This is a genomic window from Pseudomonas sp. Irchel 3H7, assembly GCF_900187605.1.
Lineage (GTDB): Bacteria > Pseudomonadota > Gammaproteobacteria > Pseudomonadales > Pseudomonadaceae > Aquipseudomonas.
In genome coordinates, this window is the sequence record NZ_FYEA01000023.1 from 20,327 (window position 1) to 38,371 (window position 18,045).

Annotated in this window: 20 protein-coding genes; 9 read left to right on the plus strand and 11 right to left on the minus strand. The window is 54.2% G+C overall.

Annotated elements, in window-relative coordinates; genetic code table 11:
• Positions 1-110: 110 nt before the first annotated feature.
• Both CKW38_RS28575 and CKW38_RS28580 read right to left on the minus strand, forming a co-directional pair.
• A complete protein-coding gene (locus CKW38_RS28575; protein WP_095114457.1) occupies positions 111-410 on the minus strand; it encodes a YciI family protein in 300 nt (99 codons plus the stop codon).
• Position 411: 1 nt separating this feature from the next.
• Entirely contained in the window at positions 412-1,011 is a 600-nt protein-coding gene (locus CKW38_RS28580; protein ID WP_007919675.1) for a septation protein A, read from the minus strand.
• A gap of 87 nt (positions 1,012-1,098) precedes the next feature.
• Between CKW38_RS28580 and CKW38_RS28585 the strand changes: the two genes are divergently transcribed.
• The 6 genes from CKW38_RS28585 (at position 1,099) to rluB (ending at position 6,095) form a co-directional block, all read left to right on the plus strand.
• Positions 1,099-1,962 carry a PHP domain-containing protein gene (locus CKW38_RS28585; protein WP_095114459.1) on the plus strand — a complete coding sequence of 288 codons (864 nt, stop codon included), beginning with the start codon at positions 1,099-1,101 and terminating at the stop codon, positions 1,960-1,962.
• A gap of 13 nt (positions 1,963-1,975) precedes the next feature.
• Positions 1,976-2,605 carry an L-threonylcarbamoyladenylate synthase gene (locus CKW38_RS28590; RefSeq protein WP_095114461.1) on the plus strand — a complete coding sequence of 210 codons (630 nt, stop codon included), beginning with the start codon at positions 1,976-1,978 and terminating at the stop codon, positions 2,603-2,605.
• A gap of 123 nt (positions 2,606-2,728) precedes the next feature.
• Positions 2,729-3,427: a ScpA family protein gene (locus CKW38_RS28595; RefSeq protein WP_172828192.1), complete on the plus strand. Its 699-nt coding sequence runs from the start codon at positions 2,729-2,731 to the stop codon at positions 3,425-3,427.
• 11 nt (positions 3,428-3,438) lie between these two features.
• Positions 3,439-4,434: an SMC-Scp complex subunit ScpB gene (gene scpB, locus CKW38_RS28600; protein ID WP_095114463.1), complete on the plus strand. Its 996-nt coding sequence runs from the start codon at positions 3,439-3,441 to the stop codon at positions 4,432-4,434.
• Positions 4,435-4,539: 105 nt separating this feature from the next.
• Positions 4,540-4,731, plus strand: a complete 192-nt coding sequence (locus tag CKW38_RS28605; RefSeq protein WP_007919669.1) for a DUF1289 domain-containing protein — start codon at positions 4,540-4,542, stop codon at positions 4,729-4,731.
• 143 nt (positions 4,732-4,874) lie between these two features.
• On the plus strand, positions 4,875-6,095 hold the full coding sequence (gene rluB, locus CKW38_RS28610; protein WP_095114464.1) for a 23S rRNA pseudouridine(2605) synthase RluB: 1,221 nt from the start codon (positions 4,875-4,877) through the stop codon (positions 6,093-6,095).
• A gap of 209 nt (positions 6,096-6,304) precedes the next feature.
• Here the strand turns inward: rluB and CKW38_RS28615 are convergent, their stop codons facing one another.
• Together CKW38_RS28615 and CKW38_RS30270 are read right to left on the minus strand one after the other, a co-directional pair.
• Positions 6,305-7,270 carry a leucyl aminopeptidase gene (locus CKW38_RS28615; RefSeq protein WP_095114467.1) on the minus strand — a complete coding sequence of 322 codons (966 nt, stop codon included), beginning with the start codon at positions 7,268-7,270 and terminating at the stop codon, positions 6,305-6,307.
• 71 nt (positions 7,271-7,341) lie between these two features.
• Complete coding sequence (locus tag CKW38_RS30270; RefSeq protein ID WP_003222780.1) at positions 7,342-7,479, minus strand: hypothetical protein; 138 nt, start codon at positions 7,477-7,479, stop codon at positions 7,342-7,344.
• An 893-nt stretch (positions 7,480-8,372) separates the two neighbouring features.
• Between CKW38_RS30270 and CKW38_RS28620 the strand changes: the two genes are divergently transcribed.
• Complete coding sequence (locus tag CKW38_RS28620) at positions 8,373-9,791, plus strand: amino acid permease (RefSeq protein WP_095114469.1); 1,419 nt, start codon at positions 8,373-8,375, stop codon at positions 9,789-9,791.
• Positions 9,792-9,859: 68 nt separating this feature from the next.
• On the opposite strand, the gene glyA is transcribed toward CKW38_RS28620, so the two are convergent.
• On the minus strand, positions 9,860-11,209 hold the full coding sequence (glyA, locus tag CKW38_RS28625; protein ID WP_095114471.1) for a serine hydroxymethyltransferase: 1,350 nt from the start codon (positions 11,207-11,209) through the stop codon (positions 9,860-9,862).
• A 532-nt stretch (positions 11,210-11,741) separates the two neighbouring features.
• On the opposite strand from glyA, the gene CKW38_RS28630 reads away from it, so the two are divergent.
• Together CKW38_RS28630 and CKW38_RS28635 are read left to right on the plus strand one after the other, a co-directional pair.
• Entirely contained in the window at positions 11,742-12,347 is a 606-nt protein-coding gene (locus tag CKW38_RS28630; protein ID WP_095114481.1) for a helix-turn-helix transcriptional regulator, read from the plus strand.
• The gene (locus tag CKW38_RS28635; RefSeq protein WP_007919658.1) at positions 12,331-13,209 is read left to right on the plus strand and encodes a queuosine precursor transporter; all 879 of its coding nucleotides are present in this window, start codon (positions 12,331-12,333) and stop codon (positions 13,207-13,209) included. The genes CKW38_RS28630 and CKW38_RS28635 overlap by 17 nt, the downstream gene beginning before the upstream one ends.
• 53 nt (positions 13,210-13,262) lie before the next feature.
• On the opposite strand, the gene queC is transcribed toward CKW38_RS28635, so the two are convergent.
• From queC to CKW38_RS30550, 6 genes are all read right to left on the minus strand, one after another.
• On the minus strand, positions 13,263-13,961 hold the full coding sequence (gene queC / locus CKW38_RS28640; protein ID WP_007919656.1) for a 7-cyano-7-deazaguanine synthase QueC: 699 nt from the start codon (positions 13,959-13,961) through the stop codon (positions 13,263-13,265).
• 297 nt (positions 13,962-14,258) lie between these two features.
• Positions 14,259-14,645 (minus strand): hypothetical protein, encoded by a 387-nt coding sequence (locus tag CKW38_RS28645; RefSeq protein WP_095114473.1) that lies wholly within the window; start codon positions 14,643-14,645, stop codon positions 14,259-14,261.
• 261 nt (positions 14,646-14,906) lie between these two features.
• Positions 14,907-15,638, minus strand: coding sequence for a hypothetical protein (locus CKW38_RS30050; protein ID WP_141232692.1), 732 nt, complete (start codon positions 15,636-15,638; stop codon positions 14,907-14,909).
• Positions 15,639-16,054: 416 nt separating this feature from the next.
• Positions 16,055-16,456 (minus strand): hypothetical protein, encoded by a 402-nt coding sequence (locus CKW38_RS28650; RefSeq protein WP_095114475.1) that lies wholly within the window; start codon positions 16,454-16,456, stop codon positions 16,055-16,057.
• Between the two features lie 490 nt (positions 16,457-16,946).
• Positions 16,947-17,411: a hypothetical protein gene (locus CKW38_RS28655; RefSeq protein WP_095114477.1), complete on the minus strand. Its 465-nt coding sequence runs from the start codon at positions 17,409-17,411 to the stop codon at positions 16,947-16,949.
• On the minus strand, positions 17,408-18,045 hold a 638-nt coding region (locus tag CKW38_RS30550), incomplete at its 5' end, for an RHS repeat-associated core domain-containing protein (protein WP_176472383.1). The genes CKW38_RS28655 and CKW38_RS30550, both read right to left, overlap by 4 nt.

Sequence of the window (18,045 nt, forward strand, 5' to 3'; positions counted from 1 at the left end):
GCAGGCAAACGAGAATAATGAGCGATTGAGAGCAGCAAGAACCAGGAAGGTTCATTGTCAGTGGCCGTGTCGCGAGTGATGAGGGGACAAATCCCCTCATCACGGGGCATTTAAGGCAGGACTTGCTTGAACGGCTTCACGACCACATTGGCGTAGACGCCAGCGGCGATGTACGGATCGGCGTCAGCCCACGCTTGCGCAGCGCTCAGGGAATCGAAATCGGCGACGATCAGGCTGCCGGTGAAACCCGCTGCGCCCGGATCATTGCTGTCGACGGCCGGGTGCGGGCCGGCCAATACGATGCGGCCTTCGCCCTTGAGCGCTTGCAGGCGTTCCAGATGCGCAGGACGCGCGGCCAGGCGTGCTTCCAGCGAGTTGGCGACGTCGGTGGCAATGATGGCGTAGAGCATGTCAGTCCTCGGTTTTTGGTGTTGTTGTGGTATCGGCATCGTGCAGATGACGCGACAGGTAAATGCCCTGTGCGACCAGGAATACCAGGGTCATGCCCAGGCTGCCGAACACCTTGAAGTCTACCCAGTAGCTCTGGAAGGTGAAGGCGACGAACAGGTTGGCAGCGCCGCAGAACAGGAAAAAGGCGATCCAGGCGATGTTCAGGCGGGTCCAGACCGGGTCCGGCAGGGTCAGCGCGTGGCCCATGATGCGTTTGATCAGCAAGCGGTCACCGATGAAGTGGCTACCGATGAAGGCGACCGCGAACAGCCAGTTGACCACCGGCGCTTTCCACTTGAGGAAGGTCTCGCTGTGGAACGCCAGCGTCAGGCTGCCGAACACCAGGCAGGCGATCAGCGTCAGCCATTGGCTTTTTTCCAGCTTGCGCTGTTTGATGAACAACGCGCCGTACACCACCAGGGAACTGATGATCAGCATCGCCGTGGCACTGTAAATACCGCCTACAGTCACTTCATGGCCAGCGATGTCGACGACCCGTGGATCAAGTTTGTAAACGATGAAGAACAGCAGAAGCGGGATGAAATCGATGAATTGTTTCACAGTGAGAGCCAGAAGCTGGATGTGGCGGCATAATAACAAACATATGGGCGCGCGATAGCGCCAGCTGATTTGAGGTTACAACTCCCCGTGAATGTTGATTTGCACTGCCATAGCACGGCCTCCGATGGCGCCCTGGCGCCTGCGGTTCTGGTTGCGCGTGCGTTCGAGAACGGCGTGCGAGTCCTGGCGTTGACCGACCACGACACCCTCGAGGGCCTCGCCGAAGCGCGCACGGCTGCGACTGAGTTGGGCATGCAACTGGTCAACGGCGTCGAATTGTCCTGTACGTGGGGCGGCGCGACCATTCATGTGTTGGGCTACGGTTTTGATGTGAATGCCGCGCCGTTGGTCGAGGCGATTGCCAAATTGCACGATGGCCGCTGGCTGCGGTCGGAAGAAATAAGCCGCAAGCTCGCCCTCAAGGGCATGCCCGGTGCCCTCGAAGGCGCCCGGCAGGTTCAGCAGGAACTGGGCGACAGCGGCAACGCCCCGGCCCGTCCGCATTTCGCCGACTGGATGGTGCGTGAAGGTTTTGTAAAGGATCGCGCCGAAGCCTTCCGCAAATGGCTCGGCGCCGGCAAGCTGGGTGACGTCAAGTTGCACTGGCCGACGCTGGAAGACACCGTTGGCACACTGCGCGCCGCCGGGGCCTGGGTCAGCCTGGCGCATCCGTGGCACTACGATTTCACCCGCAGCAAGCGCCGGAAGCTGATTGCCGACTATATTCAAGCAGGCGGGCATGCGATCGAGGTGGTCAATGGCCATCAGCCTGCGGAACAGGTGGGCAGCCTGGCAATCCTTGCCCGTGAGTTCGGTCTGCTGGTCAGCGCCGGCAGTGACTTCCATGGCCCTGGCGGCTGGTCCGAGATCGGCCAGTACCGGCCGGTTCCCGAGGACCTTCCACCCCTGTGGTGTCGGTTCAAACATGACACAGATATTGCCGCCGTCTGAACAGGTAGAGAATGTGAGTCAATTTTTCCAGATACATCCGGAAAACCCACAAGCGCGCCTGATAAAACAGGCGGTCGAAATCATCCGCAAAGGCGGGGTGGTGGTTTATCCCACGGACTCTTCCTACGCCATCGGCTGCCAGATCGGCGACAAGACCGCCATCGAGCGCGTGCGCCGTTTGCGTCAACTCGATGAAAAACACAACTTCGCTCTGATCTGCAGCGACCTGTCGCAACTGGGCAACTACGCGAAGATCGACACCGGCACCTTCCGTATTCTCAAGGCGCATCTGCCGGGGCCTTACACCTTTATTCTCAACGCCACCCGCGAAGTGCCGCGTCTGCTGCTGCATCCGAAGAAGCGCACCATCGGCCTGCGCGTGCCCAGCCATCCGATCGCGCTGGCGCTGTTGGCCGAACTGGGCGAGCCGTTGATGAGTGTGACCCTGATCATGCCCGGCGATGAAGACCCGCTGAGCGATCCGTACGAAATGCGTCAATTGCTCGAACATCAGGTGGACCTGATCATCGATGGCGGCTTTGGCGGCATCAAAGCGTCCACCGTGATCGACCTGACCGGCGATGACCCGGAAGTGGTCCGCGTCGGTTGCGGCGATCCGACGCCGTTCATGGTCGAGGCCTGAATGTCCGCAGTGGAAACCGTTGCCGATCCCCAGGCCGGCGCTCAGCAAGAGTTGCCGTTTGCCATGGTCTATGGCCAGGCGGTCATGGAAATGCCGCTCGACCTGTACATCCCGCCGGATGCGCTGGAAGTCTTTCTCGAAGCCTTTGAAGGCCCGCTCGACCTGCTGCTGTACCTGATCCGCAAACAGAACATCAACATCCTCGACATCCCGGTGGCGGAAATTACCCGTCAGTACATGGGCTATGTCGAGCTGATGCAGTCGGTGCGCCTGGAACTCGCCGCCGAGTATCTGGTGATGGCCGCGATGCTCGCCGAGATCAAGTCGCGCATGCTCCTGCCACGGGCCGAAACCGTCGAAGACGAAGAAGACGACCCGCGCGCCGAACTGATCCGCCGCTTGCAGGAATACGAGCGCTTCAAGGCGGCCGCCGAAGGTATCGATGGTCTGAGTCGCGTCGGCCGTGATGTGATCGTGCCCAAGCTCGACGCCCCGGAAGCCCGGGCGCGCAAGCTGTTGCCGGATGTCGCGCTGGAAGAGATTTTGATGTGCATGGCCGAAGTGCTGCGCCGTGGCGATATGTTTGAAAGCCACCAGGTCAGCCGCGAGGCATTGTCCACCCGCGAGCGCATGAGCGATGTGCTGGAACGGCTCAAGGGCGGCGGTTTTGTGCCGTTCGTCGAGCTGTTCACTGCCGAAGAGGGCAGGCTGGGTGTGGTGGTGACCTTTATGGCGATCCTTGAACTGGTCAAGGAATCCTTGGTCGAGCTGGTGCAGAATGAGCCGTTCGCCGCGATCCACGTGCGAGCCCGAGCCGAATAACGAGTCGAAACATGAACCTGACTGAACCCCGCGAGCTGGCGCCCCTGCTTGAAGCCTTTCTGTTGGCCTCGGGAAAGCCGCAATCCCTTGAACGCCTGTTTGAACTGTTCGAAGAAGGTGAACGTCCCGAGCCTGCGGTTTTCAAGAAAGCCCTGACACTGCTGGGCAAGTCCTGCGAGGGCCGCGCCTTCGAGCTCAAGGAAGTCTCGTCCGGCTATCGCTTGCAGATCCGCGAGAAGTTTTCGCCGTGGGTTGGCCGACTCTGGGAAGAACGCCCGCAGCGCTATTCCCGCGCCTTGCTGGAAACCATCGCGCTGATCGCCTATCGCCAGCCGATCACCCGTGGCGAGATCGAAGACGTGCGCGGTGTGGCGGTGAACAGCAACATCGTCAAAACCTTGCTTGAGCGTGAGTGGATCCGGGTTGTCGGTTACCGCGATGTGCCGGGCAAGCCGGCGATGTTTGCCACCACTAAAGGTTTTCTCGATCACTTCAACCTGAAGAACCTCGAAGATCTGCCGCCATTGGCCGAACTGCGCGAGATGGAAACCGACCCGGTGCTCGATTTTGACGACGCGCCGGTGCCGCAGGGTTTGCAGGAGTTGGCCGACGCCAGCGCCGAGCCGGAGGAAGAGAAGGAGGAAACCAGTTTCCATACGTTGTTGCTGGAATTGGACAGCATGGAGGAGGGGATCAAGACCGACTTCGACGATTTGCTGCGGGATGCGGCGGATGGTGAAGTGCCGACGCCTGAAGCAGAAATCGAGACTGAGCCTGCGCCGCAGATCGCCGAGCCAACCATCGAAGTTGAACTTGAAGCTGAGCCAGAAGCCGAACCGGAAGAGGACATTCTTGGCGTCGCCGAAGCCCGCGAAAAGCTGTTGGCTGCCGTCGCCGCCCTCGAACAACCGGCGCCCGAACCCGAACCCGAGCTGAGCGAAGAAGAAGCCGAAGCCCGCGCCCTGGCCGAAGCCATCGAAGCCGAACGCCGCGAGTTCGAAGACTGAGGGGGCGCCGAAAAGATCGCAGCCTTCGGCAGCTCCTACATTGCAATACGTCCCCTGTAGGAGCTGCCGAAGGCTGCGATCTTTTGATCTACCAAAGGTACTCAAATGAGTTCAACAAAAGACCCGTGCATCAGCCTCTGCAAATTCACCGACGACATCTGCCTCGGCTGCGGCCGCAGCAAGCGCGAAATCAAGGCCTGGAAGAAACTCGACAAGGACGACAAGCGCACGGTGCTGGCCGAAGCCGCGTTGCGCCTGATCAAACTCGGTGGCGCCGGTCGGCGGAAAAAGAAATAACTGCCCATTGATCAGCTAGTCTCTGATGCGCGACGGCGCACATCCGCGTATGATTCGCGACCCTTCGCCGATCCCTTCGGCTGAGTACCCAGATTTCAATGCTTCAGGCGCCGCCTGAACAGACCACACCGGGAGGTGCCCAGATGAGCGACATCATTCAGAAAGACGACCAGGAAATCGGCCCAGCAGGCGAAAAGCTGCAGAAAGTCCTCGCCCGTATCGGCGTCGGCTCGCGCCGTGACGTGGAATCCTGGATCAGCCAGGGCCGGATCAAGGTTAATGGCAAAGACGCCACCCTCGGTCTGCGCGTCGACATGCACGACGCCATCACCATTGATGGCAAGGTGATCAAGCGCGAAGAGGCGGCCGAATCGGTCCGCCGCGTGATCATGTACAACAAACCCGATGGCGAGATCTGCACCCGTGACGACCCGGAAGGCCGTCCGACCGTGTTCGACAAGCTGCCGCGTCCGAAAGAAGGGCGCTGGATCAACATCGGTCGTCTCGACATCAACACCACCGGTCTGCTGATGTTCACCACCGACGGTGAACTGGCCAACCGCCTGATGCACCCGTCCTACGAAATGGACCGTGAATACGCCGTGCGCGTACGCGGTGAAGTCGACGACGAGATGATCGAGCGTCTGAAGGCTGGCGTGGTGCTGGAAGACGGCCCGGCCAAGTTCACCGACATCAAGCAGGCGCCGGGTGGCGAAGGCTTCAACCACTGGTACCACTGCGTGGTGATGGAAGGTCGTAACCGTGAGGTTCGTCGCTTGTGGGAATCGCAAGGTCTGGTGGTCAGCCGTCTGAAGCGCGTGCGTTTCGGCCCGGTGTTCCTCAACTCCGACCTGCCGATGGGCCGCTGGCGCGAAATGAGCCAGTACGAAGTCGACATCCTCAGTGCTGAAGTCGGCCTGACGCCGGTGGCGATGCCGCAACTGAACGCCAAGAGCAAAGACAAGCTTGAGCGCATGCAGCGCAAATCGTCGCGCCCGATGGGCAAGACCGAGCGCGTCCGCACCCTGCGTCCAGCCACTGGCGCGCCGACTGGCCCACGTCCAAGCCGCGAGCCGCAGATCGAAGGCGAACGTCCAGGTCGCAAACCAGTCGCCCGTGACGGCGAGCGCGCTCCGCGTCCGGCCAACGGTCGCACTGAGCGTGGCGAGCGTGGTGCACCTGCCGGTCGTGGCACGCCAGTGGCGGATCGTCCAGCGGACACCACCAACAAGCGCCCGGCCAAGCCTGCGCCGAAGCGTCCGGGGATCAAACTGGTTGATGGCGACAAGCCGTCGGGCAAGCGTCGTGGTGCACCGGCCGGTTCCGGTCAGCGTCCGGGGTTTGGTCGCAAGAAGCCGGAATAAGGCAGCTGTGAGCTTTTAGCGGCAAGCTTCAAGCCAAAGCAAAAACGCCAACCGCAGGGTTGGCGTTTTTTTTCGTCTGGCGCACACCGATCGTTCCAACGCTCTGCGTGGGAATGCCTCAACGGACGCTCCGCGTTCGGCTCTAAAGGGACGCGGAGCGTCCCGGGCTGCATTCCCACGCGAAGCGTGGGAATGATCAGGTGCCAGCCTTAAAAGACAAACCGCCCGTCAAACACCGGCTTGTCATCCAGCGCCAAAACGCCGCCCGAGAAGATCAGGTCCAGGTGATGACTGCCCTTGGCGCCACCGCCCAAACCAAGGTGCAACCCGCAGTGCCGCTCCTCAAACCCGGCATTGCGCGCATACAGATCTTTCACGCCTTCGTTAGTGCCAATCCCCAGCTCTTCAATCCGCCGGTTCGACGGATTGGCGTCCAGGTACTTGTTGAAATCATGCTCCAGCCCCGGCACGTCGGTGGCGATGCGGCTGATGGTCGAGTTTTCGATCCACAACTCCAGTGGCGATTCCAGAACTCCGTATTTGCGCGCAAACGGAATGGTGCTGAGGAATGTGCCCTTGAATTTCACATGGCCGTTGATGGCCTCGCTGTGCGTGGCGATTTCGCCGGGGGCGAGGTCGAAGTTGCCGACGCCGTTGATGTCGGTCCACTTCTTGATGCTGCTCAGCGGCGTTTCAAACCATGAGCCGTCGTCGTCCTTGAAACTCAGCGTGGTCGCTTGGGACATACGCTGAATCAGGTGGCTGTTCAGCCCGGCGATGCGTTGCGGGGTGACGCTGAAGGTGTCGTAGAAATACTCGCCGTAATCCTTGAACAGCAGCGACTTCTTCCAGTTTTCCGCCATCACGCCTTGCAACGCACGGACGAATTCCGGGCCGTCGGGGCGTGGGTTGGGCAGGGTGGAAGAGTCGTAGAAGAAAATGTACAGATCGCTGTCGGTGATTGCCGAGGTCAGCGCTGCAGTGCTTTCCAGGTCCAGACGTCGGGCGCTGAAGTGGAAGCGAGGATGATCGCCGGCCTGTTCGGCGATCGCGCCGGTCAGCGCTGCGTAATCAGCCGTGTGGCCGAGCAATACCTTCGCCGAGTCGAGGCCGGCAAGGGCAGGGTGATGTTCGAGGTAGTAAAGGAAATGCGAGATCGCGCGGGGCTTATCCATGAGTCCTCCCTGACTGACCGTGAAGAAAGCGGCAGGCACGACCGGCCGGATCGTGCCTGCCCGGGGATGTCTTACAGAGGCCACATCGCCGTGCCGAACGGAACTACCGCGTCGGCTTGCATCATTTCTACAGCCGCCTCGTGAGTCGGTGCTTCAAACCATTCGTCCAGTTGCAGTTCGGTATCCAAGTCTTTTTCCAGTGCTTGCATGGTCGATCTCCTAGATGACTTTCACGGTTGTGACTGGCCGGTCGAGGTGGCCGGCAAGACGTGAAGAACCTAGTTCAGGGTTTTTTGTAATGCAAAAAATTATTCATTTAATTTTTAAATAGACTTTTTATTCTGTTTTTACGCTCGGTTTTTCTTATTTAAAAACAAAAAACTAAGTCATGGTTTTCATTAGCAAGCTAGCTACCGTCAATTTGCAGACGTCTGACAGAATTTTCTGAAATGGAAACTCTGCGTTACGCATCGTAAAGAAATGTTTACGAAAATACCGCTAAAACCGAGTGAATCCAACCCGCCATGAGCGCTGTAAGGAAAACCTGCCGAAGCGCGCTTCACCGCAGGCTGCGCAGGGCTCTGGCGCGCTTGTTTCAGCGGCGTTTGCAGGGTGAGATGCGCCCCATGCCTGTCGTGCAGGTGCATAACAAGAAGGAGGCGCAATGAACGCCGTGACTGATCTCCACCTCTCTCCGTGGGACGGTTTTTTCCTCGTCCACGCCGATGGCCTGCAAAGGCCTGACTCATTTTTTGCAGCCGCTCGAGCATCTCGAAGCGGACACACGCAATCCCGGCAACCATCACGCTGATCCAGCGGGGTCTGGCAGCAGGGGGTTAGCGGTGTACAATGCGCCGCGTTTTAACTGTGACCCTCTGCGTAATCGCGCAAATCTCAAGGCTATCCGCCTTGTTCACTCCGTCGCGCCACAAGCGTTTCGGGTTCGATTTCGTCACAGATAAAAACAAACAGGTGACGCATGACCGTTGTAAATAAGCTGAACTCCTGGTGCCTGCGCTGGGGTTTGATCGGGGCTGCTTGAAATCGCAACCTTGCAGCAACGTCTACTGAACATCATCAAACCTTGCGTGAGACCTTTTTCATGAGTGGACAACCCTCGCAATCAGGCGAGCTGAAACGCGGCCTGAAAAATCGCCATATTCAACTGATCGCCCTCGGTGGCGCGATCGGTACCGGATTGTTCCTCGGCTCGGCCGGGGTACTGAAATCCGCTGGCCCGTCGATGATCCTCGGCTACGCCATCTGCGGCTTCATCGCCTTCATGATCATGCGCCAGCTCGGCGAGATGATCGTCGAAGAGCCGGTGGCCGGTTCCTTCAGCCATTTCGCGCACAAGTACTGGGGCGGCTTTGCCGGTTTCCTGTCGGGCTGGAACTGCTGGATTCTGTACATTCTGGTGGGCATGTCGGAGCTGACCGCGGTCGGTAAATACATCCACTACTGGGCGCCGGACATTCCGACCTGGGTTTCTGCGGCAGCCTTCTTCGTGCTGATCAACGCGATCAACCTGGGCAACGTCAAAGTCTTCGGTGAAGCCGAATTCTGGTTCGCGATCATCAAGGTCGTGGCGATCGTCGGCATGATTGCGCTCGGCAGCTACCTGCTGGTCAGCGGCAACGGCGGCCCGCAAGCCTCGGTAAGCAACCTGTGGTCGCACGGTGGTTTCTTCCCGAACGGTGTGAGCGGTCTGGTGATGGCCATGGCGATCATCATGTTCTCCTTCGGCGGTCTGGAAATGCTCGGTTTCACCGCTGCTGAAGCGGACAAGCCGAAGACCGTGATCCCGAAAGCGATCAACCAGGTGATCTACCGGATCCTGATTTTCTACATCGGTGCACTGGTTATCCTGCTGTCGCTGACTCCATGGGACAGTCTGCTGGAAACCCTCAACGCGTCCGGCGATTCGTACAGCGGCAGCCCGTTCGTGCAAGTGTTCTCGATGCTCGGCAGCAACACCGCCGCGCACATCCTCAACTTCGTGGTCCTGACTGCTGCGTTGTCGGTGTACAACAGTGGCACCTACTGCAACAGCCGTATGCTGCTGGGCATGGCCGAGCAGGGCGATGCGCCGAAAGCGCTGGCGAAAATCGACAAGCGCGGCGTGCCGGTGCGGTCGATTCTGGCTTCGGCGGCGGTGACGCTGGTCGCTGTGCTGCTCAACTACCTGATCCCGCAGCACGCGCTGGAACTGCTGATGTCGCTGGTGGTTGCGACGCTGGTGATCAACTGGGCGATGATCAGCTTCTCGCACTTCAAGTTCCGTCAGCACATGAACAAGACCCGGCAGACGCCGCTGTTCAAGGCGCTGTGGTATCCGTACGGCAACTACATCTGCCTGGCGTTCGTCGCGTTCATCCTCGGCGTGATGCTGCTGATCCCGGGCATTCAGATCTCGGTGTACGCGATTCCGGTGTGGGTCGTGTTCATGTGGGTCTGCTACGTGATCAAGAACAAGCGCGGTGCGCAGCAGGCCGTGCACGCGGCAGGTGCTGCCAAGTAAGCGCTGACGCAGAAACACAAAACCCGGCCTGAGTGCCGGGTTTTTTTATGGGTGCAAATATTGGTGCGCTATTGATAGTCGGCGAGAGGATAGTCCCTGCACAGGGTTTCGACCTCTGAACGAAACTGCGCGAGGAGCAGCGGTTCCAGGGTGTAATCCTGTTCGCCGAGCGGCGCTACCGTGTTCAGAATCCGCACGATCAAATCGACGATCTGGCGGCTGCCGTGGACATCGACCCGGCGTTGCGCCAGCGCAGCGGTGCCGATACGCAGTCCGCTGGTAACCAGTGCCGAGCGGGGATCGTCGGGTACGCGATGTTTGTTGACGATGATCCCGCAGTGCCCCAGCGCCGCCTCGGCGATAGCCCCCGTGATGCCACCCCGCAAGCGCACCAGCACCGTGTGGTTTTCACTGCAGCCGCCAACCACTTCATAATCCTTGGCCTGAAACGCTTTGGCCATTTCATCCGCCGTGCTGCGGATCTGCGCCATGCAGGCATCGAATTCTGCGGACATTGCATAACCCAGCGCGGCAGCCTTCGCAGCGATCATGTTGGCAGCAGGCGCGCCCTGCATTCGCGGGTAAACGGCTTGATCAAGCAGGCGACTGAAGGTGGTCCGCAAACCGGGAATCTTGGTGTTCGCATCAGCACCGCTGAGAATCACGCCACCGCGAGGCCCGGCGAGTTGCTTGTGCGTGCACGTGACGGTGACGTGTGCCGCGTCGATCGGACTTGGATGGCGCCCGGTGGCGACCAGCCCGGCGATATGCGAAATATCGGCGAGCAGGATAGCCCCGGCTTCATCGGCAATTTCGCGAAACCGCTGGAAGTCCACCACACGTGAATAGGCGGTGGCGCCGCAGAGGATGACGCGTGGGCGGTGGGCGAGTGCGAGCAGGCGCACCTTGTCGTAATCGATAAGGCCGTCCGCTGTCGTACCGTACTGGATCGCCTTGTAGTAGGCGCCGGAAAACGCGGCGAGGCTGCCATGCGTGAGATGGCCACCGTGTTCCACCGCCATACCCAGCAAGGTGTCGCCAGGCTCAAGTAACGCTGTGAGCACCTGGTAAATGGCGGTCGACGCCGAGTGCGGCTGCACGTTGGCGTATTGAGCCGTAAACAGTTGCCGCGCCCGGCGGATGGCCAGCGATTCGACCCGCTCGACATTCTCGCACCCAGCACTGTGACGCTTGCCGGACATGCCTTCAGCGGTCACGTTGACCAGCACGGAAGCGCAGGCCGCCAAGGTTCGCGGCTGGACTGCGCAGGAGGAGGAGACCAGTGAAAGCGTGTGCTGTTGGCGCGTCACTTCAGCGTCGAGAATGGCCGCCAGTTCGGCGTCTTCTGCGCGGAGATCTGCCAGACCGCGTCGCAGCAAGTCAGCCTGGTTCTTGAGTGGTTCAGTAATGACTGCCATTGCTTATTCCTTCCCTGGTTTTGCGTGATTTGCGCATGTCCTTGCTTGCCAGATCTGTACAGGCGAATCCGTGTTTTGACCGCTGTGCGCGCAAAACTAAACCCTGTACAGGCCTCCCGGTTTTTCGTTCTTTCACTCTCGAGAATGGGACGCCGGATTGACGCATCATAAATTTTTCAGTGAGGAACGCCACAGAATTAATCAAAAAAATGAACATTCTTCAAAGAAAATGATTCTTTTCGTGGTCGCGTCGGGTGTAAAACAGGCATTGCCCGGTGCCGATTTTCCGGCCTTGGGTGGAAGTCGAAAGGAACTGACGAGTCCGTACGGAGGCTGAAATGACCCCCGCACGTTGGCGGAAGCAGCCTGTGAAAGCTGACTTTTTATACCGAACCCAGGGAGGGAGAATGCTATGATCCTGCGCGGCACTGACAGGGATATAACTGCAATTTCCTACCTCACTTGTGTATGTCCGGAATGATCATTCGGGACGTGACATTGATTGCAGTTAAAAATGGATGATAAGCATGTGATGCACAGAAGAGAAAGATCGGAGAATCTGAAGAACAACATCAAATACCTGATCAAGAGTCGCGGGGAAACTCAGTTGTCCCTGTGCCACTCCAGTGGTTTGACCCGAACGACCATCTATAACATTCTTGAAGGCAAGGTGGTCAATGTACAACAGTCCACTGTGCGCAAGATTTCTGATTTCTTCGGCGTGTCTTACGAGGAAATAGAGACGATTGATTTTGAAGAAAAGGAAATAATCGAAAGCAGTATTTCGCCACAGGGGAATATGAATCCGGCCGCTGTTCCGGTGATTAAAGAAAGTCTGCTGCTGCAAAGTCTGGATAAGAGAATTGGTGAGTTGGCCACGATTTATCCACTGACTTACTATTTTGGCGCTTCCTTTAATCTGATTGGCGTTTTGCTGGAAAATGAAATCAGCGGCATGAATGAACCCGGCGATCTATTGATTGTGCAGAAAGGAGCGTCGACCAGCGACAGGGAAAAGCTGGTGTATGACAAAATCACAGCGAAGTTATATATAAGCCATGAAGGCAACTTTGATACGGATCGTGTATGCGTGATCGGAGATGTAATCGAGGAACGATTTAATGGATTGCAGTGTTGAATTGGAAAACAGCAAGTACAAGTTGCTGGGATTCGAAAATGGAAAAAGCCTGGCCGTCATCATGGTCATCGCAACAGGCAAAATAATTAAAATAAAGCTAAGTGAAGTGTTGAATAGTGAGATTATGGATAATCTGAATAAAATCGAAGTGAAAAACCTCTACAAGAAGTTTTACTCCCAAGGCGGAGCACTCACCGCTTACGAAATCAATGACCGGCATGAGAGTTCCTGGATGATCTACATCATCCTGAACCTGATGCTGTTCACGCTTTACATTTTTACCAGTATTGCAGCGACAAAACCGATCTACCTCGAGTATTTCGATATTGTCGTAACGCCGGGCACCTTCCTCTATCCGCTGACGTTTCTGATCGTTGACTTGCTCAATGAAACGTTTGGCCTGAGGCTGGCGCGAAAAGCGATTCTGTTCGCGTTCATCAGCAACGCCGCGATTATCATTCTGCTGGCCATCACGACCCATCTTCCGGGATTGCCGGGCTGGAAACTCGATGGCGCTTACAATGATGTTATTAGTCAGTTGTCAGCAGTTCTGGTAGCATCTTCTATATCGTTTCTGGTTTCCGAGAACATAAACTCGTATCTGTTGTGCAAGATTAAAGAACTCACAAATTCCAGGTTTCTGTTTTTGCGAGTATTTTTAAGCACGTTGTTTGCCGTGATCATCGACAGTTTTCTGTTCTGCTATATCGCGTTTTACGGGACGATGGAAAATAGCGCGATACTGGGCATGATCTACGTTCAGATCGCAATCAAGGTAGGTTTTGCGTTCTTTAATATCTTGCCGGCCTACGGCGCAAGATCATTGTTCAAGAAGTACCTGACGGGTGCGCAGACGCAATAAAGAGAGGAGGGCGCTCACTCGGCATGCTTGAGTGAGCGCTTCTTGTTGCAGTATTACTTTAAGCCAAGTTTCTCTTTCAAGCGTTGAGTCACCTGTACTTTATTGTTCAGGAACTCATTCAAGCCTTTGGCGCGAAGATTACAGGCATCGCAATCGGAACATCCAGTGCCTTTGATGCCGTTATAGCAAGTCAATGTTTCCTCGCGAACCAGATCCAGCTGATGGTGGTAATCCGCCAAGGCCCAGGTTTCTGCCTTGTTCAGCCACATCAATGGCGTATCCAGTTGCAGCTTGTAATCCATGCCTAATTCAAGTGCTTTGTTCAGCGCCTTGACGAATTCATCCCGGCAATCGGGATAGCCCGAGAAGTCGGTTTCACAGACACCGGTAATGACCGTTTTGGCCTGGACTTGATAGGCATAGATAGAGGCCAGGGTCAGAAACAGAATGTTCCGTCCCGGAACGAAGGTGCTTGGCAGACTCTCGCCAGAGCTGTTCACGGTCGGCACCGGAATGTTATCGCGGGTCAGGCTGCTGATGGCCAGCTCGTTGAGCAAGGACACATCCAGCGTTTTATGCACGGTCACACCGAGCTTTTTCGACAGCTGCTGCGCCACTTCAATTTCCGCGTGATGACGCTGACCATAGTCGAACGTGATGCAGTGGACTTCATCGTAGTGGGTCAGGGCGTGGATCAAGCACGTGGTGGAGTCCTGCCCGCCGCTGAATACGATAACTGCTTTGTTGGTCATGGTTATGCTTCCTGCATTGAGGTCTTGAGGGCAAAGGTGGAGATGATACTCGAAATAGGGATGGAGTTCGGTGCAGAGTCCAGAGGCGCGCGTGAGTCCGCGAGCGGCCTGATCCACTTTAGAGCCTTTTTTTTGCTGCCCTCTCTCGGGCAGTAGGTGGTTGTTAGAGGAAAGCTATACTTTATTAATTCTCAAGGACGTGATTCGTCCGCAAAGAGTTTCATAATGAAAAGTAATCACGAGCAGACGGGCTGCTCGCTGGTCAAATGATATGATTGGAAATCAAGTCTATAAAAATCAGTCTGCAATCTCGAGGATTTTTATCTGTCGACCAATTATGTAAAGCTCTCCATCCTCGCGTATCTGGGCAAGTGAAGTAGGGTCGGCATCCATGTCGTAATTTCCATCAATTTCCACGCACCAGACGTCGTCAAATTTCAAGATCCTAACCCCAGAGCATATCGAGTTAAACTGATTGCCTTTAACTTTTGCACTTAACTCCTCTACCGCCCCTACTATCACCTTTACTTTCTTCCATACGTTGCCTTTAACTCTATGATCTCTGGCATGGAATATTACTTGCGCGGCAAGGGGTTCGTTGGGAAGGTAAAAAAATTCGAAAGAAAGAATTAACCCATCTTCAAAACGATGAAAGGCCTCCGAAACCTTGCTTACTTGTTCCATAGACACTACCTATAGGTGGTGAGGATTGCATACCTGATTGGGTTACTCCTCATCTCTGATGGGCCGCACTTGGTTTGAGGTGGACGGCACCCCTGATCATGACTAGATGAGAAGTTGTCGATTCTACCAGGGACAGACTTCGTTTGTTTGATCTTCAATAACTTGGTCTTTTTACGAGAGATTCTTTGTGCTTGTGCACGAAAGTCAAATTAACCATTGGAGCGCGAAGAGAGTAATGCAGCTTTAGGATTTTCTTTATATCTAAAGCATACGCCGTCTCACGAAAGGAGTTTTAAGTATAAAGTCACGAGTAAACGGTGTTGGAGTAGGGGCGGAGTCGGCTTCAACCAAGTTATTCGCAAGCTCTGAAAATTCTACTATCTGTTCGGGAGGGCCAGAGATTAATATTGCTCGAGTATCAGATTGGTCTTCACCTAGCATGACGACAATGCATTTTTTCGAACATAGTACTGCTATCACTTTATGAAATAACTTTAATGAGGAGGCTTGAGAGAAGTCTGTACCTGAAGCTCTATAAATTTCACTAATTACACTGAGGATCTCTTTTTTATCACTTTCATCCAATTCCATCTCTGACAAAAATATTAATGCATTCCATCCTTTGTATATGGCTGTCAAAAGTATTTTTATTTCTTCGCTACTGGAGGCAGTTGAGAGGTCGCAGAAATTATGCTTCCCCTCAATGTCTAAGTTTAATTCGAGATGTCTTCTTTTGTTCGTCGCGGCCAAACCAAGCTTTCCAAATGCTCTTTTATGTAGGCCTGGTTTTTTCGCGATACTGCTACTTGAATCGAGTTCGGTAGCAAGTACGGTATATATATTATATCGAAAGAAAATTGGAGCCAAATAATCAAAGATCGACCCGTAATCATAGCCTGTAGCCAGATACCATAATGAGTCGCATGAGTTATCAAAGTGAAACCCACCAGATTTGGTAGCAAGAACAGACCCGATATCAACGATGGTTTTCATTGTGGCTACCCTTTTGAATCTTGGTTCTCATATAACTAATGTTCTTCATTTAAAACGTTAGAAAAGGACGGGGTGAAATTATCTTAATTTTTTCAGGGGTGGACTATATTCAAGAAATTCAATAAGCCAAGCTAGGCGACGTGGAGATTATCCATCCCAGCTATAAACAGCCAAATCAGCTTATGGGAATCAGTAGAAATCATATATGGGTCAGGGCTTTTTGTAAGCTAATATAGTGTTAGTTCGGGCGGATTATCAACCATGACGCACTTTACTTGAATTAAAATAGACGGCTTGCGGATCAAGAACAGATGTTAGGGTGCCGATCTTGTTAGGGGTAGACGGTGTATGTTGGTTTTTTGACCATATGATCCACCCCCTATATGCTCCGCAAGATCTACTTCAAGGCCGCACAATCAAGGCTTTCTTTCTTTGTAATTACACTCCGCCACTCTTGCAACGTTCTCGCTTTCATCATTGAGCAGCTTTTCAAGAATTTCGATAGGTGTTTTTCTATTTGCAGCTATTGCACCTCTCACCACGGAGCAGGGATCCAGGGAAAGTCGCTCGAACAATGTAAGTGATGATTTTCGCTTGGATGCAACGAAACGTCGGACACTGGCATCGAACGCACATAGCTCTTCAAGAATTTCCAGTGGTATTGTTTTATTGTGAGCCACCCATCTTCTATGCTCAGGAAATCTTTCAATTACTTCGCGCCACACTGAAAGAGGAGCCTCTTCCATTGCTGCTCGATCATAATCGACTTTTATTTCACTATCGCGCAGCGCGACAAATTCTTCAGCAGACGTAATCATTTAGCATTCTTGCACTTCAAAGATTTAAAGTTTATATTTTTCCTGCCCGCTCTTATGTTGCTTATATAGTCACCGTAGGTATCAGTGTCAGCAATCCATACTTTTTTTGATCGTGGACCTTTCCAATGAATTAAACCGTAATGCTGTTATTCAAGAACGCTAATAACTGTGTAAGGACGGGCTCACCAGTAGAGGCCAATATCACCCCAATCTCGGCAGAATTTCCACTTGCAGATACTATTTTCCTACCAAGTACTTCTCCATCGGAGGTACACAAATCCAAGGAGTAATAAAGTTTTCAGCATCAACCTCCTCTCCGTCGAATAATAGCTCTACTTCACTTGGAAGAAACGTCAAGTAGGCACTGAATCTATCGCCCGAATACTCGTAGTGACCGTAATTTCTTTTTAATACAATATTTAGATGTCTCGAAGCCTTTTCGTAAATATCGCCTAAAAAATTATCAAGAACATCAAGTATTTCCTGTCGCTCACTCATATTTTTTTATACAGCATTCAAATATTTTCTCTCCGCAAATTTCACTATAATCAACAGAGATTTGCATAGAGAGTTCGGCGTCAATTAACCTGATCTCGTCACTTTTGGATTTATCAAAATCAAAACTCGCACATAGGGAAGCGCCGCTTGCGAGCATGTAGGCTCCACAATATTTCCAGTCCTCATCTATAAACAAATAGTATTTCCGATTCTCGATTGCTGACGAAGAAAAGTTAATTGCTTCAGTGGATAGCGAATATTCTTTGCGCACACAGGAGATCTCGCGCTTCGTCATTAGCGCTGCGATTACGCTATCTGTTTCCGGTAAACTTAAAAGCAGCGATCCATCAAAAGGTAGAGCTACAAGTGAGGCTAACTTTTCTTGATAGTGACTAAGCAGTTTTTTTCCTTGAGCCTTTCTATAAAGAACTTCTCTTTTATAAGGATCTATATTCATTTGCAGCACCCTTGTTTATAGAAAGCTTTCCCTTTGCCGTTGCGTAACTGAGGGCGGCCATGTTTACTCATCCTTGGACTTCCGTTATCGTCAAGCTTTACTTTACCTGCTTCCCAATGTGGTTTGTCTGGATGACTTACGTCCATTGTTTGTTGTTGTACGGATGATTGTCCGTTACCTCCACCTGGTTGTGGTGAGTCGTAACGATATTCCCACCCGGATTTATTTTTGGATTGACCGCTGGGTTGCTGACTTGTGGGTATACCGGCTTGCCTCATGGCTTCGCGTCGAGCTGCTCTAGACGTAACAAAGGGATTATTTTCGCTACCCAGTGGTTCGTTACTTAGCCCCCATGGATCGGTCCACAGTACCGGGTTCGGCGCATAAGCATAAAGATTGATTCCCCCCGCGTAGCCAATCGGGTCCTTACTAACAAACCGCCCAACCCCCGGATCATAGTACCGATACCGATTGTAATGCAGCCCCGTCTCATGATCGTGATACTGTCCCTGGAACCGTATCGGGTTCATCACGCCATGCTGCCGCGCCCACTCCGAGCGCTGCTCCGTCACCTGCCCCCACGCCTTGTACTGCGCGGTCCAGGCAAGGTTGCCTTGCGAGTCCGTCAATTCCT

Bases quoted from the DNA above. Each gene is read 5' to 3' on its own strand.
- rluB (WP_095114464.1), top strand. From the start codon at position 4,875: ATGAGCGACATCATTCAGAAAGACGACCAGGAAATCGGCCCAGCAGGC.
- CKW38_RS28630 (WP_095114481.1), top strand. From the start codon at position 11,742: ATGCACAGAAGAGAAAGATCGGAGAATCTGAAGAACAACATCAAATAC.
- CKW38_RS28650 (WP_095114475.1), bottom strand. From the start codon at position 16,456: ATGATTACGTCTGCTGAAGAATTTGTCGCGCTGCGCGATAGTGAAATA.
- queC (WP_007919656.1), bottom strand. From the start codon at position 13,961: ATGACCAACAAAGCAGTTATCGTATTCAGCGGCGGGCAGGACTCCACC.
- CKW38_RS28615 (WP_095114467.1), bottom strand. From the start codon at position 7,270: ATGGATAAGCCCCGCGCGATCTCGCATTTCCTTTACTACCTCGAACAT.
- CKW38_RS28645 (WP_095114473.1), bottom strand. From the start codon at position 14,645: ATGGAACAAGTAAGCAAGGTTTCGGAGGCCTTTCATCGTTTTGAAGAT.
- scpB (WP_095114463.1), top strand. From the start codon at position 3,439: ATGAACCTGACTGAACCCCGCGAGCTGGCGCCCCTGCTTGAAGCCTTT.
- CKW38_RS28605 (WP_007919669.1), top strand. From the start codon at position 4,540: ATGAGTTCAACAAAAGACCCGTGCATCAGCCTCTGCAAATTCACCGAC.
- CKW38_RS28620 (WP_095114469.1), top strand. From the start codon at position 8,373: ATGAGTGGACAACCCTCGCAATCAGGCGAGCTGAAACGCGGCCTGAAA.
- CKW38_RS30050 (WP_141232692.1), bottom strand. From the start codon at position 15,638: ATGAAAACCATCGTTGATATCGGGTCTGTTCTTGCTACCAAATCTGGT.
- CKW38_RS28655 (WP_095114477.1), bottom strand. From the start codon at position 17,411: ATGAATATAGATCCTTATAAAAGAGAAGTTCTTTATAGAAAGGCTCAA.
- CKW38_RS28575 (WP_095114457.1), bottom strand. From the start codon at position 410: ATGCTCTACGCCATCATTGCCACCGACGTCGCCAACTCGCTGGAAGCA.
- glyA (WP_095114471.1), bottom strand. From the start codon at position 11,209: ATGGCAGTCATTACTGAACCACTCAAGAACCAGGCTGACTTGCTGCGA.
- CKW38_RS30270 (WP_003222780.1), bottom strand. From the start codon at position 7,479: ATGCAAGCACTGGAAAAAGACTTGGATACCGAACTGCAACTGGACGAA.
- CKW38_RS28635 (WP_007919658.1), top strand. From the start codon at position 12,331: ATGGATTGCAGTGTTGAATTGGAAAACAGCAAGTACAAGTTGCTGGGA.